At 63.8% G+C, this 20,745-nt stretch carries 19 protein-coding genes; 15 read left to right on the top strand and 4 right to left on the bottom strand.

What is annotated here, in order from left to right; all coding sequences use genetic code 11:
- Positions 1-36: 36 nt before the first annotated feature.
- A complete protein-coding gene (locus tag ACKLLE_RS21830; protein ID WP_420059052.1) occupies positions 37-1,077 on the bottom strand; it encodes a LacI family DNA-binding transcriptional regulator in 1,041 nt (346 codons plus the stop codon).
- A gap of 213 nt (positions 1,078-1,290) precedes the next feature.
- Between ACKLLE_RS21830 and ACKLLE_RS21825 the strand changes: the two genes are divergently transcribed.
- The 14 genes from ACKLLE_RS21825 to ACKLLE_RS21760 all read left to right on the top strand — a co-directional run bounded on the left by ACKLLE_RS21825 (position 1,291) and on the right by ACKLLE_RS21760 (position 16,486).
- Positions 1,291-3,543: a TonB-dependent receptor gene (locus ACKLLE_RS21825; RefSeq protein ID WP_420059051.1), complete on the top strand. Its 2,253-nt coding sequence runs from the start codon at positions 1,291-1,293 to the stop codon at positions 3,541-3,543.
- A gap of 1 nt (position 3,544) precedes the next feature.
- Entirely contained in the window at positions 3,545-4,876 is a 1,332-nt protein-coding gene (locus ACKLLE_RS21820; protein WP_420059050.1) for an LLM class flavin-dependent oxidoreductase, read from the top strand.
- 11 nt (positions 4,877-4,887) lie between these two features.
- Positions 4,888-5,925 carry an L-glyceraldehyde 3-phosphate reductase gene (gene mgrA / locus ACKLLE_RS21815; protein ID WP_420059049.1) on the top strand — a complete coding sequence of 346 codons (1,038 nt, stop codon included), beginning with the start codon at positions 4,888-4,890 and terminating at the stop codon, positions 5,923-5,925.
- A 3-nt stretch (positions 5,926-5,928) separates the two neighbouring features.
- Complete coding sequence (locus ACKLLE_RS21810; protein ID WP_420059048.1) at positions 5,929-6,852, top strand: sulfonate ABC transporter substrate-binding protein; 924 nt, start codon at positions 5,929-5,931, stop codon at positions 6,850-6,852.
- A gap of 273 nt (positions 6,853-7,125) precedes the next feature.
- Positions 7,126-7,599 (top strand): glycine zipper domain-containing protein, encoded by a 474-nt coding sequence (locus ACKLLE_RS21805; protein ID WP_420059047.1) that lies wholly within the window; start codon positions 7,126-7,128, stop codon positions 7,597-7,599.
- Between the two features lie 340 nt (positions 7,600-7,939).
- Positions 7,940-9,025, top strand: a complete 1,086-nt coding sequence (locus ACKLLE_RS21800; protein WP_420059046.1) for a methyl-accepting chemotaxis protein — start codon at positions 7,940-7,942, stop codon at positions 9,023-9,025.
- A gap of 17 nt (positions 9,026-9,042) precedes the next feature.
- Positions 9,043-9,408, top strand: coding sequence for a response regulator (locus tag ACKLLE_RS21795; RefSeq protein ID WP_009400075.1), 366 nt, complete (start codon positions 9,043-9,045; stop codon positions 9,406-9,408).
- Positions 9,408-9,746, top strand: a complete 339-nt coding sequence (locus tag ACKLLE_RS21790) for an STAS domain-containing protein (RefSeq protein WP_064303127.1) — start codon at positions 9,408-9,410, stop codon at positions 9,744-9,746. The genes ACKLLE_RS21795 and ACKLLE_RS21790 overlap by 1 nt, the downstream gene beginning before the upstream one ends.
- Positions 9,736-11,772, top strand: a complete 2,037-nt coding sequence (locus ACKLLE_RS21785) for a chemotaxis protein CheA (RefSeq protein ID WP_420059045.1) — start codon at positions 9,736-9,738, stop codon at positions 11,770-11,772. The genes ACKLLE_RS21790 and ACKLLE_RS21785 overlap by 11 nt, the downstream gene beginning before the upstream one ends.
- The gene (locus ACKLLE_RS21780; RefSeq protein ID WP_081263178.1) at positions 11,763-13,382 is read left to right on the top strand and encodes a methyl-accepting chemotaxis protein; all 1,620 of its coding nucleotides are present in this window, start codon (positions 11,763-11,765) and stop codon (positions 13,380-13,382) included. Before ACKLLE_RS21785 ends, ACKLLE_RS21780 begins: the two co-directional genes overlap by 10 nt.
- Positions 13,383-13,393: 11 nt before the next feature.
- Complete coding sequence (locus tag ACKLLE_RS21775) at positions 13,394-13,897, top strand: chemotaxis protein CheW (protein WP_064303129.1); 504 nt, start codon at positions 13,394-13,396, stop codon at positions 13,895-13,897.
- Between the two features lies 1 nt (position 13,898).
- Positions 13,899-14,711: a CheR family methyltransferase gene (locus ACKLLE_RS21770; protein ID WP_037060494.1), complete on the top strand. Its 813-nt coding sequence runs from the start codon at positions 13,899-13,901 to the stop codon at positions 14,709-14,711.
- The gene (locus ACKLLE_RS21765; protein ID WP_009400087.1) at positions 14,708-15,775 is read left to right on the top strand and encodes a protein-glutamate methylesterase/protein-glutamine glutaminase; all 1,068 of its coding nucleotides are present in this window, start codon (positions 14,708-14,710) and stop codon (positions 15,773-15,775) included. The genes ACKLLE_RS21770 and ACKLLE_RS21765 overlap by 4 nt, the downstream gene beginning before the upstream one ends.
- A gap of 54 nt (positions 15,776-15,829) precedes the next feature.
- Positions 15,830-16,486, top strand: coding sequence for a response regulator (locus ACKLLE_RS21760; RefSeq protein ID WP_009400089.1), 657 nt, complete (start codon positions 15,830-15,832; stop codon positions 16,484-16,486).
- 6 nt (positions 16,487-16,492) lie between these two features.
- Here the strand turns inward: ACKLLE_RS21760 and ACKLLE_RS21755 are convergent, their stop codons facing one another.
- Positions 16,493-16,918, bottom strand: coding sequence for an acyl-CoA thioesterase (locus tag ACKLLE_RS21755; RefSeq protein ID WP_009400091.1), 426 nt, complete (start codon positions 16,916-16,918; stop codon positions 16,493-16,495).
- A 302-nt stretch (positions 16,919-17,220) separates the two neighbouring features.
- Here ACKLLE_RS21755 and ACKLLE_RS21750 point away from each other — a divergent pair, with 302 nt between their 5' ends.
- On the top strand, positions 17,221-17,559 hold the full coding sequence (locus tag ACKLLE_RS21750; protein ID WP_420059044.1) for a response regulator transcription factor: 339 nt from the start codon (positions 17,221-17,223) through the stop codon (positions 17,557-17,559).
- Positions 17,560-18,056: 497 nt separating this feature from the next.
- Here the strand turns inward: ACKLLE_RS21750 and ACKLLE_RS21745 are convergent, their stop codons facing one another.
- Entirely contained in the window at positions 18,057-19,598 is a 1,542-nt protein-coding gene (locus ACKLLE_RS21745; protein ID WP_009400106.1) for a phosphoenolpyruvate carboxykinase, read from the bottom strand.
- A 180-nt stretch (positions 19,599-19,778) separates the two neighbouring features.
- Positions 19,779-20,681 carry an Hsp33 family molecular chaperone HslO gene (gene hslO / locus ACKLLE_RS21740; RefSeq protein ID WP_420059043.1) on the bottom strand — a complete coding sequence of 301 codons (903 nt, stop codon included), beginning with the start codon at positions 20,679-20,681 and terminating at the stop codon, positions 19,779-19,781.
- Positions 20,682-20,745: the final 64 nt, after the last annotated feature.

Raw genomic sequence — 20,745 nt, 5'->3', positions numbered from 1 at the left:
CCACAGCATCAGGTGGCGCATTCGCGATAGATAGCTTCAAGCGCTTTCCCGGGCAATTACCAAGCACTCCAACAAATTCAACTGCACCGCCTCCCCCTCGATCACCCCCAGCTGCTGCAACACCCGCTCAGCCGCCATGACCCCCATCTGCAACGCAGGCGGTTTCACCGTGGTCAGCCCAGGCATCAGCATCCCGGCGAACGGATAATCCCCGAACCCCATCACCGCACAATCCTCGGGGATCCTGTACCCCGCGCGCTGCCCCGCCAGCAAGGCCCCCGCCGCCAGGTTGTCATTGGCAAAGATGATCGCTTCCGGCCGCTGCGCTGATTCCATCAACGCCAGCATCGCCTGCTTCCCCGCTTCGAAGGGCGCCAGGTCCGTCTCCGGTGCGAATACCTGTGGTTCGCCACCCAGCGCGGTCAGCGCGTCGATATAGCCGTCCCGCCGCTCCAGCGCGCTGAAGTCCCCCGCCGCACTGTTCTGCACGAAGGCAATCCGCCGGTAACCCTTGCCGTGCAGGTACCGGGTTGCGACCACCCCCACCTCATGATGGGAAAACCCGATCTGCACCGGTGCGCGCTCGGGCCGGTAGTCCCAGGTTTCCACCAGCGGGATATCCGCCTCGGCGAGCATCTTTTCCGTGGTGGCACTGTGGAAGTGGCTGGTCAGCACCAGTGCTGCCGGCGACCAGCCGAGGAAAGCGCGCACGGCATTTTCTTCCTGCTCGACGGAGAAGTAGCTGGAGGCCAGCAGCAGCTGGTAGCCATGCCGACTGAGGGTGTCGCTGAAGCCCTGGATGGTGTCGGCAAAGATCGGCCCGGAGATATTGGGGATCACCATGCCGACGATCCGCCCTCGCGCCGAGGCCAGCCCACCCGCCACCAGGTTCGGCACATAGCCCAGTTCGGCCACCACCTCGGCGATCCGCTCGCGCCGCTCCGGGGATACCTGCTCCGGCTGGTTGAAGTAGCGGGACACGGTGATCGCCGAGACCCCGGCAGCCCGCGCCACCGCCTGCAGGGTGACGCGACCGGCGCCACGGCGCTTGCGGGGCGGGCTTTTTTCATCGCTCACGAGGCATGTCCTTAAAAACCAAAACGCATATAAAAGTAATTTTTCAGTATTGGACGATCTATTCGGCGCCCGATGATACTGGCGATGTTAGCGCTAACAAAGTGGTTTGTCTGCTACTCGCACGAGCGAATGCCCAAGAACCCCGCGCTGACGTTTCATCAGGCGCCGCGGTCAGCGATCGCGGTGGACAGGGCATTCTTCGAGTAGCAAACCATGCACAGCCGCGCTGCGTTTTTCCCCACCACTTCTCCCTTGGCCCAGGCCATCCGCCGTCAACGCCTGGCCCTCGGCGCGCTCGCGCTGAGCGCCTTGCCGATGGCGCCGGTAATGGCTGCCGACACCAGTCCGGCCGCTCAAGGTGACAGTCCGACCCTCAAGGCCGTGACCGTCACCGCCACCCGCCGCGAAGCCTCGCTGCAACAGGTGCCGGTCGCCGTCTCGGTGGTGGATGGCGAGCAACTGGAACGGGAAAACCGTAACAGCGTGGCGAGCATCGTCCAGCAAGTGCCGAGCCTGAATTTCCGTACCGGCGCATCGAACAAGGACACCTCGCTGTTTATCCGTGGTGTCGGCACCATCTCCACGTCGCCGGGCGTCGAGCCGACCGTGGCGACGGTGATCGATGGCGTGGTCTTCGGTCGTCCGGGCCAATCGACCCTCGACCTGTTGGATATCGAACGCCTCGAAGTATTGCGTGGTCCCCAGGGCACGCTGTTCGGCAAGAACGCCTCGGCCGGTGTACTGAACATCACCACCCGCACGCCGACGGAAGAGACCCATGGTTTCGTCGAGCAGTCGTACTACAGCGGCAACGAGAGCCGCACCCGTTTCGGCATCGGCGGTAGCCTGGTTCCGAACACCCTGAAAGGCTCCATCACCACGCTGTTCGGCAGCTATGACGGCAATGTGGATAACAAGGCCAACGGCCAGGAAGTCAACGGCTACAACCGCAAGGGCGTGCGCGGCAAGCTGGTGTTCACGCCCAATGACGACCTCAGCCTGACCCTCGCCGCCGACTACCTGAAATCCCGCGACGACGCGCCCAACGGCGTGGTCAGCAAGTCGCTGTTGCCGGCCTTCTCCAACGCGCTGGCGCCGGTCCGCGCCGACAGCGATAACCGCGATATCGTCAGCGATTACCGCAGCCACGTGGACGACACCAACAAGGGGCTGTCGGCCCAGCTCGACTGGAGCCTCGGTGACTACACCCTGACGTCGATCACCGCCTGGCGCGGTTGGGACAACACCCAGTGGCAAGACGGTGACCGCCTGGCAACCATCAGTGCGGCCTTCCCCGGCATCGAGGACAAGGGCGAGCTGGAGTACAACCAGTACTCCCAGGAGCTGCGCCTGGCTTCGCCCAAGGGCCAGTTCCTCGAATACGTCGGTGGCCTGTTCTACATGCACGGCAAGGACGAAGAAACCTACCGCCGCACCTTGCGCACCACCACCGCGACCCAGCAGGGCATCGCCGACTACAGCACCACCAATGACAGCTATGCGCTGTTCGGTGAAAGCACCCTCAATTTCACCGAGCGTTTCCGTGGTATTGCCGGCCTGCGCTGGACCCACGACGACCTCGAATACGACCACCGCCGCGTCTCTACCTCGGCAACCGCGGTCAATGGCATCCAGCCGGGCACCAGCAGTTCCGGTTCGGTGGACGAAGACGGCTGGTCCGGGCGCCTTGGTGTGCAATACGACCTGACCGACGACATCACCAGCTACCTGACCTACTCCCGTGGCTACAAGGGCCCGGCCTACAACGTGTTCTTCAACATGCAGCCGCGCGACACCGAGGCGCTCAAGCCGGAAACCTCCAACAGTTGGGAAGCCGGGCTCAAGGCCAGCCTGTGGGGCAACCGCCTGACCACCAATCTGGCGGTGTTCCATACCGAGTACGACAACTACCAGGCGAACTTCTTCGACAGCGTCGCCGGCCAGGTGGTGACCCGCCTGATCAATGCCGGCAGCGTCAAGAGCGAAGGTGCCGAGCTGGACTTCGCCCTGCAGGCCACCTCGCAACTGAAGTTCTCCGGTGCCGTGGCCTACACCAAGGCGCGCATCGATGAATTCGCCTGCCCGGCGGGCGCGGCGGCCTCGTGCAACGTGAATGGCAAGCCGTTGCCGTACAGCCCGGACTGGAAGAGCTATGTCCGTGCCGACTACAGCATCCCGCTGGATAACGGCCTGGATGTCGAGCTGGGTACGGACTTCAGCTGGCAGAGCAAAGTGCAGTACGACATTTCCCAGAACGCCAACACCGTTCAGGGCGCCTATGGCATCTGGAATGCCAGTGTCGCCCTGGCGGACTACAACCAAGGCTGGCGCGTGGCGCTGCTGGCGAAAAACCTTGCGGACAAATCCTACTCACCTCTCCTGGCCACCGGAGGCAACTACATCTACCGCGCGGTGCCGCGGGACGATGAACGTTACTTCGGCATCCAGCTACGCAAGGACTTCTGACATGAGCAAAACCCCACGGCAAATGAGCCTCGGCGCCTTCTTGATGGCCACTGGGCATCACGTTGCCGCCTGGCGCCACCCCGATGTTCCGGCCAATGCCGGACTGGATATCAAGCACTACCGACACCTGGCCCGGGTCGCGGAAGACGCCTGCTTCGACGCGTTGTTCGTCGCCGACAGCGTTGCGGCTGCCGAAGGCGAGATTGCCAGCCGGATGGCCCGTTCCGACCACTTCGAGCCCTTGACATTGCTATCGGCGCTGAGCGGCGTCACGGAGCGCATCGGTTTGGTGGGTACAGCTACTACAACGTACAACGAGCCATACCACATAGCACGGAAGTTCGCTTCGCTCGATCATCTGTCAGGAGGGCGTGCAGGATGGAATCTGGTGACCTCCGACGCAGCGGCGGAGGCGCGCAATTTTGGCCTGGACGAACACGTAGGCCACGCGGATCGGTACCTTCGCGCGCGTGAGTTTCACGATGTGGTGGTCGGCTTGTGGGACAGTTGGGCCGACGATGCCTTCGTGCGCGACAAGAAATCCGGTACGTACTACAAGCCTGATTCAGTACGATTGCTCAATCATCACGGCGAACACTTCAAAGTGCGCGGTCCATTGAATGTAGCCCGCACTCCGCAAGGTCGCCCGGTCGTGGTCCAGGCGGGTTCCTCGCCGGCCGGGCTGGACCTGGCGGCGCGCACCGCCGACGTGGTGTTCACCGCGCAGACCTCGCTGGCGGCGGCGCAGGCCTTCTACGCCGATCTGAAGGGCCGGCTCGCGGCGTACGGGCGTGATCGCGATTCATTGAAGATCATGCCGGGCGTGTTCGTGGTGACCGGTACCAGCCAGGCCGAGGCCGAGGACAAATTCGCCGGGTTCCAGGAGCTGGTGGAGCCTGAGGTGGGGATCGCCCTGCTTGGCAGGATGCTGGGCAACTTCGACCTGTCGGGTTATCCACAGGACGGCCCGTTGCCGGAGCTGCCGCTCACCGACAGCGGCCAGCGCAGCCGCCAGCGTCTGCTCAGCGAACTGGCCGAGCGGGAAAACCTCAACCTGGCCCAGCTGGGCCGGCGTATCGCCGGTGGACGTGGGCATCACAGCCTGATCGGCACTGCGGCGCAGATCGCCGATCAATTGCAGGAATGGTTCGAAAACGACGCCGCCGACGGCTTCAATGTACTGGTCCCGCATCTGCCGGGCGGCCTGGAAGACGTGGCCAACCATGTGGTGCCCGAGTTGCAGCGGCGCGGCCTGTTCCGCACCCGCTATGAAGGCACCACCTTGCGCGAACACCTTGGCCTGAGCCGGCCGAACAACCCCTATTTTTCTTGAGGAGCACGCCGATGACCTACGTTGCCGCGGAAAACCGCTACACCTCCATGCCGTACCGCCGTGTCGGACGCAGCGGCCTGGTACTGCCCGCCCTGTCCCTGGGCCTGTGGCACAACTTTGGCGACAGTACGCCGCTGGTCGACCAACGCGCCCTGCTGCGTACCGCCTTTGACCTGGGCATCAACCACTTCGACCTGGCCAACAACTACGGCCCGCCCTACGGCAGCGCCGAGCGCAACTTCGGTCGCCTGCTGCGCGAGGACTTCAAGGGCTACCGCGACGAGCTGATCATCTCCAGCAAGGCCGGCTGGGACATGTGGCCGGGGCCTTACGGGCAGGGCGGCGGCTCGCGCAAATACATCCTCGCCAGCCTCGACCAGAGCCTGGCGCGGCTGGGGTTGGACTATGTGGATATCTTCTATTCACACCGCTTCGACCCGGACACGCCGCTGGAAGAAACCGCTGGCGCACTGGCGACGGCGGTGCAGCAGGGCAAGGCGCTGTATATCGGAATTTCCTCCTACTCCGGAAGCAAGACCCGGGAAATCGCCCGGCTGCTGCAGGCGTGGAAGGTGCCGCTGCTGATCCACCAGCCGGCCTACAACCTGCTCAATCGCTGGGTGGAAAAGGACCTGCTCGATGTCACCGATGAGCTCGGGGCCGGGGTGATTGCCTTTACGCCGTTGGCCCAAGGCCTGCTGACCGACAAATACCTCGATGGCGTGCCCAAGGATGCGCGGGTCAACAAGCCGGGCGGTGGCTCGCTGTTGCCGTCGCACCTATCCGAGGCCAACCTGGCCCATGTCCGCGCCCTCAACGAGATCGCCAAGGCGCGGGGCCAAAGCCTGGCCCAGCTGGCGCTGGCCTGGACGTTGCGCGATACGCGGGTGACCTCGGCGCTGATCGGTGCCAGCCGTCCGGAGCAGATCGTCGAGAACGTCGGTGCCTTGAATAACCTGGTGTTCAGCGCCGAGGAACTGGCGCAGATCGACCGGCATGCGGTCGAGGGCGGTATCAACCTCTGGGAAAAGCCCTCGCTGGCGGAGTGATGCATGAAGGTAATCGCAATGCTGGGGGCCGGCCTGGCCCTGCTGGGGCTGGCGACGGCGGCGGTGGCTGATCCGCAGGAATTGCGGATCGGCTATCAGAAGGGCTCCATCGCCCTGGTACTGGCCAAGGAGCATGGGCTGCTGGAAAAGCGCTTTGCCCGGACGAAGGTGCAGTGGATCGAGTTTCCTGCCGGGCCGCAGATGCTGGAGGCGTTGAATATCGGCAGCCTGGATGTCGGTTCCACCGGTGATATTCCGCCGCTGTTCGCCCAGGCGGCGGGGGCGGACCTGGTGTATATCGGCGCCGAGCCGGCCAAGCCGTCGGCGGAGGTGATCCTGGTGCGCAATGACAGCGCGCTCAAGCAGGTGGCTGATCTGAAGGGACGCAAGGTCGCGCTGCAGAAGGGTTCCAGCTCGCACAACCTGGTGCTGCGCGCACTGAACAAGGCAGGGCTGGGCTTCAAGGACATCCAGCCGGTGTACCTCACCCCGGCCGATGCCCGCGCGGCGTTCGAGCACGGCAGCGTGGATGCCTGGGCGGTGTGGGATCCCTATGTCTCGCTGGCGCTAAGCGAGGGGCACAGCCGCAAGCTGGCGGATGGGCAGGGCCTGGGGCTGTCCGGGCCGATCTACACCGCACGGCGGGCCTATGCGGCGGAGAATGGCGAGTTTATCCACAGCCTGCTGGACCAGCTGACCGCAGCGGAAGAACTGACTCGCAGCGATCGTGCGGGGAGTTTGAAAGTGCTCAGCGCTTCGATGGGGCTACCGGAGGCGGTGGTCGCCAGCTATGTGGATAACCGGCCGCCCTCGCCGGTATTGCCGATCACCGACGCGGTGATCGCGGCGCAGCAGGCGACGGCGGATCTGTTCTACGAGAACCGGTTGTTGCCGAAGCGCTTGGAGGTGAAGAAGGCGTTGCCCTGATTCGGGTCTGATGTCGTTTATTCGGACCTCATCGCTGGCTTGCCAGCGATGAGGTCCTCAGCAACACCACAAATCCCCGCCCACAAAAAAGGCCCTGACATCCGTCAGAGCCTTATCCTGCAAGTAACGTAAGACCCGCAAAAACACGATAAGTTTCACCGTGAAATCAATAAGTTAGAAATATGTGTGACAGTCGTGCTACTCGTCGGATTTCAATTGTCAGCCTCACGCGCGGGACGCAGGATCGCCGCGTCATCCCTTTGAGGCTTTCGTATGAAGTACTCCTCGATTCTTCTGTTGTCCCTTAGCCTGCTCAGTGGCGTTGCCAGCGCAGGCGGCACCACCGAAGCCGGTATTGGCGGCGCATTGGGTGGGGTATTGGGCTCGGTGGTCGGCCAGTCGATCGGTGGCAGCACCGGTTCGGCGATCGGCGCCGGTCTCGGCGGTGCGGCCGGTAGTGCCGTCGGCGCCGACAAACGCAGCCGCGGCGAAGCCGCCATCGGTGGTGCCCTGGGCGCAGCCGGCGGCAACGTGGTGGGCCGCAGCATGGGCGGCAACACCGGCAGCCTGATCGGCGCCGCAGCCGGCGGTGGCGCCGGTGGTGCCCTGGGTAACTACATGGGCAACAAGGCCGACGACGACGATCGTCACTACCGTGATCGCGGTCGTGGTTACGACCGCCGCTATGCCCATGATCGTGGCCATCACTACGGCCACCGCAAGCACAAGCGTCACTGGCGCGACTGATCCGTCGCCCCGCATTCCGTTCTCCCGGAGGACGGAATGCGGGAAAGCCCCCAAGGTCCCTGTAACCGATGGCTTATCAAGCTAAACGCCATCACACCTTTGCCTTAAGCCATCCTCCTACGCCTGCCACTCCCTCCTAATCCTTCCCGGAATCCCCGGGCGCGCTGCGCCTAAAGCGTTTCACCCGACATTCCTGTCGGACTGGTCAGCGCACTCCCGTAGCCTTTCGTCGTCGCAGTTTTGTGACGCTCCGGTCGGATTAAGGGGCGTCCCGATTTTGACGTCAAATCACTATCGCTACCATGCGAAGCCTTCAAAGAAGGGACGGTGGGCGTAAGGGATGCGAATGCACGTAGGAATCGGTATAGGGATTGTTCTGTGCGTCGCCGCGATGCTCTCCGGACTGCATTGGCTGAACATCGTCGGTCTGCTGCTGATCGCCGCCGCCGCGCTGTTCCTGGCCCCGCGCAAGGTCGCCGCGACCGGGTCGCAGGAAATAGCGCAAAGCCTGCCGCTCGAACCTGAAACCCACGCCCTGGAAAAACTCCTGCCCGCCGTCGTGCCGTCCTGGACCGACAGCCTGCAACAAAGCCGCCGCCTGCTCGCCGATAACATCGGCGGCCTGCTCGGTCGCTTCAGCGATATCAGCCAGCGCCTCCAGGCCAGCCTCGACCAGAGCGAAGACGTCCTCACCAGCGGCGGTCTCGGCGAGAACCTGCGCCAGGCCAACCAGCGCCTGCAGGGCGTCACCGAAGCCTTCGCCGCTGGCAGCCGTCGCCAGCAGGAATTCCTCGCGACTATCGGCCACCTCGGCGGCTACACCGGCGAGTTGCAGCAGATGGCCCGCCACGTCCAGGAAATCGCCAGCCAGACCAACCTGCTGGCCCTCAACGCCGCCATCGAGGCCGCCCGTGCCGGTGAGTTCGGTCGCGGTTTCGCCGTGGTCGCCGACGAAGTGCGCAAGCTTTCCCGGTTGTCGGCCGAGACCGGCCAATCGATGGACAGCAAGGTTGGCGAGATCAACCAGGCGATCCAGTCCAGCATCGAATCCGCCAACGAGCTGAATGCCGAAGAGCAGCAGAACCTCGCGCGCCTGGAACAAGTGCTGGGCGAGGTCATCAACGGCCTGGGCAGCAACCTCGACGAGCTCGACGCCGCCTCGCGCAATCTCCAGGACAACGCCCGCTCCACCCAGGGCGATATCCACGCCGTCATGGTCGCCCTGCAGTTCCAGGACCGCGCCGACCAGATGCTCGACCACCTTCAGACCGACCTGCAGCAGCTGCTCGAAGCCATCGAGCGCGGCGACCAGCGCCTGCACGATGCCCAGGCCTGGCTTGCCCGGCTGCGCGAGCGCTTCACCACCAGCGAGGAGCGCGCCGGCCACAGCCAGGCCGCCAGCAGCAGTGACGTGACCTTTTTCTAACTACCGAGGGCCCTGACATGGCCAAGACCATCCTGATCGTCGACGACTCCGCCTCCATGCGCCAACTGGTCAAGCTCAGCCTCACCGGTGCCGGTCACCAGGTGATCGAGGCCTGCGACGGCAAGGACGCCCTGAACAAACTCACCGGGCAGAAAATCAACCTGATCATCAGCGACGTGAACATGCCCAACCTCGATGGCATCGGCCTGGTCAAGGCGGTCAAGCTGAAGCCCGAGTACCGTTTCACTCCGATCATGATGCTCACCACCGAAAGCGAGCAGTCGAAAAAGGCCGAAGGCCAGGCGGCCGGGGCCAAGGCCTGGATCGTCAAACCGTTCCAGCCGCAGCAGCTGCTGGCGGCGGTCGAAAAGCTGATCGGCTGATGGCCACCGTCACGCTGCATCCGGCCAGCGACCTGGCGCCTGCGCGGCTGAGCGTGCACGGCGACCTGACCATCTACGAAGCGGGCGAGACCCGACAGACCTTGCTGGCCCTGCTGGCGCAAGACCCGGGCCCTTGGGCGCTGGATCTCGGCGGCCTGGAGGAAATCGACAGCGCCGGCCTGCAACTGCTGCTGTCGCTGCAAAAGACCCTGGTGCAGGGCGCGCAGGTAATCGACCTGCCAGCCCAGGCCCGCGCACTGGTCGACCTGCTGCGCCTCGAATCCCTGTATCCGCTGGGCGCCTCCGGCGCTGGCGAGGAGTTGCGCGATGTTCGATAGCGATCAATGGACGCAACTGCTGGAAGGCTTTCTTGAGGAAGCCCGCGACCTGCTCAAGGAAGCCGAGGACAACCTGCTGCGCCTGGAACAGGGCAGCGACGATGCCGAGGTGATCAACGCGCTGTTCCGCGCGGTGCATACCCTCAAGGGTTCGGCGGGGATCTTCTCGCTGGAGCCGCTGGTGTCGTTGGCCCATCAGCTGGAAAACCAGCTCATGGGGGTTCGCGACGGGCAGCGCCAGCTGACCGCACCGCTGGTGTCCTTGATGTTGCAGTGCATGGACGAACTCAACGGCATGGTCGAAAGCATCGACCCTCGGCACGGTACCCTGGCGCCTCATACGCCACGCCAGAGCGAGTTGCTCGTGGCGCTGGGCGGCGGCGTGGCCGAGCGCGGCGAGGCGGTTGCCGAAAGTGCTGCACAGGCGGGCGAGATCAACGAGTGGTTCCTGTCGATCCGCTTCGACAACGAACTGCTGCGCAACGGCTTCGAACCCAGCAGCTTCCTGCGCTACCTGGACCGCCTGGGCCGCATCGAGACGCTGCAAACCCTCGCCTGGGCGGTGCCGGACCTGCATGCACTGGACGCCGAAGCCTGCTACCTGGGCTACGAGCTGACCTTGCGCAGCGCCGCCAGTCGCGAGGAATTGCTCGACGTTTTCGCCCTGGCCGAAGACTTCTGCACCTTGCGCCTGCAGCTGCGGGAGGACGCCGGCGAGCCTGGTCCGCTCGCTTCGGAAGTCGAAGCGCAAACGTTGGCGCCGGCCCCGCTGCCGTCCATTGCCAGCTTCCCGGGCGCCACCAGCGAACCGCGCAGCGGCAACCACGGCAGCGCGATGGTCAAGGTGGCCGCGCACAAGCTCGATGAACTGATCAACCTGGTCGGCGAACTGGTGATAAGCACCGCGGGCGCGCATATGCAATCGCTGCGCAGCGGCTCCACGGCCTGCATCGAAAGCGTCCAGGCCGTGCAGCAGCACGTCGAGCAGATCCGCGAGCGCGCGCTGAAGCTGCGCATGGTGGAGATCGGCGAGACCTTCAACCGCTTCCATCGCGTGGTCCGCGATGTCAGCCAGGGGCTGAACAAGCAGATCCAGCTAAGCCTGTCCGGCAGCGACACCGAGCTGGACAAGACCCTCACCGACCGTATCGCCGATCCGCTGGTGCACCTGGTGCGCAACGCCATCGACCATGGCATCGAATCGCCGGAAGAGCGCCGCGCCGCAGGCAAGCCGGAGCAGGGCAACCTGCGCCTGAACGCCTGCCATGACTCGGGGATGATCGTCCTCGAAGTCAGCGACGACGGCCGCGGCCTGAACACCGAACGCATCCGCGAAAAAGCCATCGCCCGCGGCATGCTCGACGCCGATGCGCAGATCAGCGAGCAGGACATCCACCAACTGATTTTCGAACCCGGCTTTTCCACTGCCGAAGCGGTTTCCAACCTGTCCGGTCGCGGTGTCGGCATGGACGTCGTGCGCAGCGCCATCGACGAGCTGCGCGGGATCATCGAGATCGAATCCAGCGCAGGACAGGGCTGCACCTTCCGTATCCGCCTGCCGTTGACCCTGGCGATCATCGACGGCTTCCTGGTCAGCGTTGGTGGCGATCACTTCGTGATCCCGCTGGACATGGTCACCGAGTGCATGGAAGAGCGTGCCGACGCCCTCGATGCCAGCGGCCACCTCAATCTGCGTGGCAAGCCCCTGCCCAGCGTCGACCTGGGTCGGCATTTCGGCCTGCGTGGCGACCCGCGCGCCCGGCGCAACATCGTCGTGGTCAGCCAGGGCCGGCAACAGGCCGGGCTGATCGTCGAGCACCTGCTGGGCGAGCTGCAGACCGTCATCAAACCCCTCGGGCAGATGTTCCAGCACCTGTCCGGCATCAGCGGCTCGACCATCCTCGGCTCCGGCCAGGTCGCGCTGATCCTCGATATTCCCAGCCTGTTCCGCCAGTTGCAGCAACGTGCGGAAAGCGAACCCCGATCGAACCTGCTCAGCCCTTCCGGAGAGTCACCATGCAAATGATCAGCAACATGAAGATAGGCGTGCGCCTGACCCTGGGCTTCCTGCTGGTGGTGGCGTTGACCGCGGTCATCGGCTTCATCGGCATCCGCAACCTGAGCCAGGTCAACGACCTCTCCGACCGCATGTACGACATGGACGTGGTAGGCCTGTCCACGCTCCAGGAAGCCAATATCCAGTTGCTCCTGGCCAACCGTGCGGTACGCCGCAGCCTGATGGCCAGCGATGCACAGGACCGCGACGAATCCGCCGCCCAGGCCCGGGCCGCGATGGACAAGACCCGCGAGCTGCTGACCAGCTCCCGGCAGTACTTCCTGACGGCGGAGGGCAGGGCGCAGGTCGCGGCGATCGAAGGCCCGCTGCAGGAGTACATCAGCGCCGCCAACCTGATGCTCGATACCCACCGTCAGTCCGGTGAGCTGCAAACCATGAGCGCCGCCCTGGAACTGATGCCGCGCAACACCGCTGCGGCCAACGAAGTGGACCGCCTGCTGGGCATTGCCAGCGACGCCAAGCAGGCCCGCGCCAGCGAGGCCAATGCCGATATCAGTGCCATCGCCGAGAGCTCGCGGTTGCAGATGATCGTCCTGGTGCTGGCCGCGACCCTGCTCGGCATGCTGATCGGGGTGCTGGTCACTCGCAGCATTACCCGCCCGCTGGCTGGCGCGGTGCAGGCTGCCGACCGCATGGCCGCCGGCGACCTGAGCCAGGACCTGGTGATCGATCGCAAGGACGAAACCGGCCGTCTGCTCGGTGCCATGCAAAACATGACCGAGCGCCTGCGCAGCATCCTCGGTGATGTCCGCAGCTCCGCCGACGCACTGTCGTCGGCGTCCGAGCAGGTCAGCTCGACCTCCCAGTCCCTCAGCCAGGCAGCCAACGAACAGGCGGCCAGCGTCGAGCAGACCAGCGCCTCGGTGGAAGAGATGTCCGCCTCCATCGCCCAGAACACCGAAAGCGCCAAGATCACCGACGGTATCGCCGGCAAGGCCGCCAACGATGCGGTGCAGGGTGGCAGCGCGGTGGGCGACACGGTGCTGGCGATGAAGCAGATCGCCGACAAGATCGGCATCATCGACGACATCGCCTACCAGACCAACCTGCTGGCCCTTAACGCAGCCATCGAGGCGGCCCGCGCCGGCGATCACGGCAAGGGCTTCGCGGTGGTCGCGGCGGAAGTGCGCAAGCTGGCCGAACGCAGCCAGGTGGCCGCGCAGGAGATCGGCCAGGTGGCGTCGAGCAGCGTGCAACTGGCCGAACAGGCCGGGCAACTGCTCGGCGAGATCGTACCGAACATCCAGCGCACCTCCGACCTGGTGCAGGAAATCACCGCGGCTTCGCAGGAGCAGAGCAGCGCGGCGGGGCAGATCAATATCGCCATGGGCCAGATGAACCAGATCACCCAGCAGAACGCCTCGGCCTCCGAGGAACTGGCGGCCACCGCCGAGGAGATGAACGCCCAGGCCAGCCAGCTCCAGGAACTGATCGGGTATTTCCGTTTCGAACAGGGCAGCGTCGTGGTGCGCAATCCGCGCGGCGACAGCCTGCCGGCCCCGGCACGCCCAGGGCCCAAGGCGCTGATCGATGAAGGCCAGTTCGTCAGTTTCACTTGAGCGAGGTTTCCATGAGCCAGCCGCAACGAATCGAGACGCAAGTCGATGCCGTCCAGCACCTGAGCTTTCGCGTGCGCGAGGCCGGTTACGCGCTGCCCATCGCCCTGGTACGCGAAATCATCGAGTACGCCGAGATCACCCGGGTGCCGATGATGCCGGCCTATATCCACGGCGTCATCAACCTGCGTGGCAACGTGGTACCGGTGCTGGACCTGGCCGCCCGCTTCGGCCTGAGCCTGACCGAGCCCGGCAAGCGCACCTGCATCGTGATCATCGAACTGGCGCTGGCCGATGGCCTGCAGCGTATCGGCCTGGTGGTGGACGAGGTGGACGAAGTGCTGGAAATCGATCCGCGCCTGGTCATGCCGGCGCCGGCCTTCGGCACCACCATCCGCTCCGACTTCATCGCTGGCATGGCCCAGCAGGCCCAGGAATTCCTGATCATCCTCAACATGCTGCAAGTGCTGTCGCTGGACGATATCCGCCACCTCAGCCAGGCGGCGAAGGCCCATTGAAATGTCCGCGATGCCCAAGTTGCCGGTGCTCGGCGAACAGAATTTTCGCCAGTTGCAGCAGTTGATGCGCGATGCCTCCGGCATCCACCTGGCGAGCAACAAACGCTCGCTGGTGGCCGGACGCTTGTTGAAGCGCCTGCGCCACCTGCAGATCGAAACGTACGACGAGTACCTGAACTGCCTGGCCACTCCCCAATACGCCCGTGAACGGCGCCTGGTCGTGGACTTGCTGACCACCAACGAAACCTACTTCTTCCGCGAGTTCGCCCATTTCGAGTTTCTCGGCCAATGGCTGAGCAAGCGCGGCGGGCCGCTGCGCCTGTGGAGCGCCGCCTGTTCGTCGGGCGAGGAGCCCTACAGCCTGGCGATGACCGCCGCCGAGCATGCGCGCGGCAACGAGTGGTCGGTGCTGGGCAGCGACCTCAGCCAGAGCATGCTGGAGATCGCCGAGCAGGGCATCTACGACCTGGCCCAGGCGCGTTATTTCCCCGAGGGCTGGTTGCACCGTCACTGCCTGTGCGGGATCGACGACATGCAGGGGCGCATGCGCGTGCAGGCCTGGCTGCGCAACAAGGTGCAGTTGCGCGAAATCAACGTGATCCAGCCCATGCCGGAAAGCCTCGGCCAGTTCGAGGTGATCTTCCTGCGCAACCTGCTGATCTACTTCGATACCCAGCAGAAGCAGCGCATCGTTCGCAACCTGGTCGAGCGCCTGTGCCCGGGTGGGCTGCTGTTCATCGGCCACGCCGAAAGCATCCACGGCTTCAACCTGCCGCTGCGCCCGGTGCGGCCTTCGGTGTTCGAACGCTTATGATCGAGCGTTCCACTCCCATCCGTGTATTCATCGTCGACGACTCGGCCCTGGTCCGCCAGGTGCTCGGGCAGTATCTCGGCAACCATCCCGGCATCCAGGTGGTCGGCATGGCCGCCGACCCGCTCTACGCCATCGACAAGATGCGCCGCGACTGGCCCGATGTGCTGGTCCTCGACGTGGAAATGCCGCGCATGGACGGGCTGACGTTCCTGCGCCAGATCATGGCCGAGCGGCCGACGCCGACCATTATCTGCTCGACGCTTACCGAGGCCGGCAACGACCTCAATGTCGAAGCCCTGGCTGCTGGTGCTGTCGGGGTATTCACCAAGGCGAAACTGGGGCTCAAGCAGAGCCTGGAGAACATTGCCGGGAATCTGGTGCGCTGCATCGAGGATGCCGCGAAAACCCGGCCAGTGGCCCGTCACGCCTTGCCCGCGACGGAAAAAAAAGACCTGCAGCCGGTCCCGGCGCTGCGCAAAACCACCGACCGAATCGTTACACTTGGCTGCTCGACCGGCGGTACCCAGGCACTGGAGTTCGTCCTGCGGCAACTGCCGCGCGACTGTCCGGGCCTGGTCATCGTTCAACACATGCCGGAGAAGTTCACTGCCGACTTCGCACGCCGTCTCAACGGCCTGTGCCAGATCGAAGTTCGCGAAGCCAGGCATCTGGATCGCGTGCACACCGGACTCGCCTTGCTGGCACCCGGTGGCCTGCATATGCAGCTCAAGCGCAGTGGTGCGCACTACCTGGTCGAAGTGCTCGACGGCCCTGCCGTCAACCGGCACAAGCCCTCGGTCGATGTCCTGTTCCGTTCCGCCGCTCGCCATGCCGGCAGCAATGCCCTGGGCATCATCATGACCGGCATGGGTGACGACGGAGCCCGTGGCCTGCTGGCCATGCGCGAACAGGGTGCCAGCACCGTGGCCCAGGACGAGGCCAGTTGCGTGGTGTTCGGCATGCCCAAGGAAGCCATTCGCCTCGGCGCGGCCCAGACCATCGAGCCGCTCGATCGCATGCCGATCCTGATCAACCAGTTCGGTGTCAGTGCCCGCAATGGCTGAGCAGTCCAGTATCACCTTCCAATGCCGCCCTGCGCGCGATACAGGCTCGAACCTATGCTTTGCCGTTTACTGATAGCCGACGACTCGCCCCTGTTCCGTGCAGGTCTGCGGGCGTTGCTCGAACAAAAACAAGAATATGCCGTGGTTGGCGAAGCGGGCGACACGGTGACCACCGTGGAGCTGGCCGAAACCCTCAAGCCGGACATCATCGTGCTGGATATCGCCCTCGGCACCATGGCTGGCGAGGAATTGTTGCGCGAGCTGTACCTGCGGGTGCCGGCCTGTACCGTGCTGATGCTGTCGTCGCGCTCGGAGCTGGACTTCGTCATGCACTGCCTGCAGCAGGGCGCCCATGGCTTCCTGCTCAAGAGTGCGACGGTGCAGGAGCTGGAGCTGGCCTTGCAATCGTTGCGCGGGGGTGGGCAGTACCTGTCGTCGGCGGTGCTGCCGCTGGTGATCGGCCAGGCGGTGAAGCAGAACCGGCGCAAGCCGCAGGTCAGCGCAGCGATGCAGCTCACGGCGCGGCAGATGGAGATCCTGCGCTTGATCGCCCGGGGCGAATCGACCCGTTCCATCGCCGACGGCCTGGGACTGAGCGTAAAAACCATCGAGGCGCACCGCTCGCAGATCATGCATCGCCTGCAGATTCACGATGTACCGGGGCTGGTGCTGTTCGCGGTGCGCGAAGGGATCATCCGGCTCAACGACTGAGCGCTGTCAGGTCAGGGCCGACAGTGCCGCCTCCAGGTGCTGCGGGAAGGTGGCCGGCTTGCCGGTATTGCGCTCGATGAACACCTGCACCACCCGCCCCAGGGCATGCAGCTGCTTACCGCTCATATCGAACAGTGCCGCCTCGTACTCCACCGTGCTCCCGGCGAAGCGCTCGACCCGCAGGCCCACCTGCAACATATCGGTGAAGGCTGCCGAGGCGTAGAAATCGCAGGACGAACTCACCACGAAGGCCACCACCTCGCCTTCCTGCGGATCGATCTGGCCATGGCTGGCAAGCCACGACTGGATCACCGTATCGAAAAAGCCATACACCGCCGCGCTGGTGATCTGGCCGTTGAGGTCCGCGTCCTGCCAGCGGGTGGAGATGAAGCCGGCGTGGGGGAAGTGGTCGATCTGCAGGTCTTCGGACATGGGCGTTCTCTAGTGGGAGGAACGAGGAATGCTGAAGGATTTGTTGGCGGATCGCCATAGCAATCATTGGCAAGCCAGCTCCCACAGTTGACCGAGCCGCGGCGGAATTCTGCGAACGACACAGGACCCTGTGGGAGCTGGCTTGCCAGCGATTGCGGCGGTGAACTCACCGACGTAATCGTTGTGCTTCGGCGGCCCGATGAGCCAACTACCACTGGTCGGCACCTGACAAAAATGCCAGTTGTCCACAGAAGGGCCCAGGGCTTCAATGGCTCCAAATCTTCTGATGAAGAGGGCAGGGCATGAGCACGGTCCTGCTTTTCAGCGACAGCCAGGCAACCACCATCTTCACCATGACCTGCCTGATGGACAGTCGCTTCCAGGCGACGCAGGCTCATGACCTTCAGGGCGCGCTGGAACTTCTGAAGGTGAACAGCTATGACCTGGTCGTCGCCGACCTGCACCTGCGCTCGAATTATCGGGAACTGGTCAGTTGTTTTTATCCGGCAGCAAGCCTGTTATTGATCGATCGTAGTGAAGAACAGGTCGCCTGGGGCAGCGGCGCCCGTGGGGTGTTGGCGAGGCCATTTCTGCCCTGTGAACTTCTTGCTGCGATCCACAAGCAGATCAACTGTTTGTGAAACTTGCACTTCGCCACCTGATAAAAATGCCAGTTGTGCCGGTTGCCCGATGCCCCTCAAATGGCTGTGTCGATATTCCGTCGGCTATGAGGAGGAACGACCAGTGGCTACTCTCATAGATGGTTTCGAAGACCTGTCCGTAAAGAACCATGCACCAGAATCGACTTTTATCCTTGAAGTGCCCTCGAATACCGGCACGACACTCGCAGCCGTGAAGGATCCACTCACCGAGATCAACAAGGGTATCTGGGTCAAATAGCGGTACTGGATTCATCTACGTAATCGTGGTGGTTCGGCTCGCTTGATGAGCCCACCACCGCTGCTGAAATCGCGTGCCGACAAGGTGCTCGTAAAGCCGGTTAGCGCAGAAGAGTTGCTGGCTGCAGTTAAAGCACTGCTGGCTTAGGAAGAGCTGCATCCAGAAGTTGATGGTACAGGCGCCCACAAAAAAGCCCCGACTCTCACAAGCCGGGGCTTTTTGCACAGCGCCTGTCAGCTTACAGCTGAGGACCGGCAGCCTTGATCGCGTCGGAAACTTCGAACTTCTTGAAGTTCTCGATGAACAGCGAGGCCAGGCCTTTGGCTGCTTCGTCGTAGGCGGCCTTGTCGGCCCAGGTGTTGCGCGGGTTCAGCAGTTCGGTATCGACACCCGGAACGGCCTTCGGCACGTCCAGGTTGATGATGTCCAGGTGCTCGGTCTCGGCACCGATCAGCGCGCCGCTCTGGATCGCGGCGATCACCGCACGGGTGGTCGGGATGCTGAAGCGCTTGCCGACGCCGTAGCCACCACCGGTCCAGCCGGTGTTGACCAGGTAGACCTTGGAGCCGAAGCCCTTGATGCGCTTGATCAGCAGCTCGGCGTATTCGCCGGCCGGACGCGGGAAGAACGGCGCGCCGAAGCAGGTGGAGAAGGTCGACTTGATGCCGCCGCCCGAGCCCATTTCGGTGGAACCGACCAGCGCGGTGTAGCCGGACAGGAAGTGGTAGGCCGCCTGCTCGTTGTTCAGGATCGACACTGGCGGCAGGACGCCGGTCAGGTCGCAGGTCAGGAAGATGACCGCGTTTGGCTCGCCGCCGAGGTTCTTCTCGGAACGCTTCTCGACGTGCTCCAGCGGGTACGCGGCACGGCTGTTCTGGGTCAGGCTGCCATCGGCGTAGTCGGCGTGCTTGGCGTCGTCGAGGACGACGTTTTCCAGCACTGCGCCGTGCTTGATGGCTTTCCAGATGACCGGCTCGTTCTTCTCGGAGAGGTCGATGCACTTGGCGTAGCAGCCGCCTTCGATATTGAAGACAACGCCTTCGCCCCAGCCGTGCTCGTCGTCACCGATCAGGTAACGGCTTTCGTCGGCCGACAGGGTGGTCTTGCCGGTGCCGGACAGACCGAAGAACAGGGTCACGTCGCCTTCTTCGCCGATGTTGGCGGCGCAGTGCATTGGCAGTACGTCGGCGGCCGGCAGCAGGAAGTTCTGCACCGAGAACATGGCTTTCTTCATTTCGCCGGCGTAGCGCATGCCCGCGATCAGGACTTTCTTCTGGGCGAAGTTGAGGATCACGCAGCCATCGGAGTTGGTGCCGTCACGCTCTGGCACGCACTCGAAGTTGGCGACGTTCAGCACTTGCCACTCTTCGCGGCCAGCCGGGTTGTACTGGGCCGGGTTGATGAACAGGCAACGGCCGAACAGGTTCTGCCAGGCAGTCTGGGTGGTCATCTTGACGGCCAGGTAGTGCTCTTCGGCTGCACCTACGTGAACGTGGGAAACGAAGTGTTCCTGGGCGTTGTTGAACGCCTCGACACGGGCCCAGAGGGCGTCGAACTTGTCGGCGGGGAATTTGCGGTTGATCGGGCCCCAGGCGATGGCGTCCTGGGTGCTCGGCTCTTCGACGATGAAACGGTCAACCGGCGAACGACCGGTACGGTGACCGGTTTTCACGACCAGCGCGCCGGTGTCGGCCAGCTCGCCTTCACCGCGTTTCAGTGCTTCTTTTACCAGCTCGTCGACGCTCAGATCGGTGAACACGGCGTTGTTGGCTTGCGTCATGAGATTCCCCATCCGGCCCGGTGGCCGAGTGCTCCAAACGATTTGTAGTAGATCTTTACGAACTACTACAGCGAAAAAAGTGGCCGGATTATGCCAGAAACGCCCAAAAAAAGTAGGGCCCTCCTGTCAGAACTGCTTCTTAAGCGCATTCGACAGGAGAATTCCCTGAGCGGAAACGTTTCAGTGACGAGTATCTGACGGCGAGTCCACGCCGCCTCCAGCGAACAGCTGCTCCACATCCGCCGTATCGAAGCGATAGCGCTCGTTGCAGAACTGGCAATCGACCTCGATCTCGCCGCCATGTTCCACCAGCAGCTCGCGGGCGTCTTCGAGCCCGAGGCTGACCAGCGCGTTGCCGGAACGCTCCCGCGAGCAACTGCAACGGAATTGCAGCGGCTGAATATCGAACAGGCGCACGGCATCTTCGTGGTAGAGGCGATGCAGCAGGGTTTCGCTGTCCAGGCCGAGCTGTTCGTCGCGGCTGAGGGTGTTGGCGATGGCCGAAACGTGGGCCCAGCTGTCGGCGCGCTCATCGGCATCCGGCTGGCGGTCCACCGGCAGTTGCTGCAGCAGCATGCCACGGGCGCGCTTGCCGTCGGCGCTGAGCCAGAACCGGGTGCCCAGCTGCTCGGACATGACGAAGTAGTTGGTGAAGGACTCGGCCAGGTCGGCGCCATCCAGTTCGACGACGCCCTGGTAGCGCTTGCCGTGGTGCGGATCGATGGTCAGCGCCAGTACCCCGTTGGGCATCAGCTCGCGCAGGCCGGCGTCAACACCGAGCGCGTCGCCGTCATAGCGGGCGATACCGCGGATCTCGCGCTCGCTGGAGCACTCGACCATCAGCAACGGCACCGGACCATCGGAACGCGCCTGCAGGATCAGCAGTCCATCGAACTTGAGGGTGCCGACCAGCAGCGCGGCGGCGGCCATCAATTCGCCGAGCAGTTGTGCGACCGGTTGCGGGTAGGGGTGCTTTTCCAGCACCCGGGCGTAGCTGGTTTCAAGGCTGACGAGTTCGCCGCGCACGTCGCGCTCGTCGAAGATGAAGCGTTGGGTGAAGTCTGTATCCGGCACGTCGCTCATTGGGAATCTGCTGTCTGTAAATGTGACAAGATAATTACAAGGGTTTCGAAACCCCTATGGCAGA

The organism is Pseudomonas bharatica (assembly GCF_048586865.1).
Lineage (GTDB): Bacteria > Pseudomonadota > Gammaproteobacteria > Pseudomonadales > Pseudomonadaceae > Aquipseudomonas > Aquipseudomonas bharatica.
Note: the sequence above shows the minus strand (reverse complement) of the source record. Positions and strands in the feature narration are given on the sequence as shown.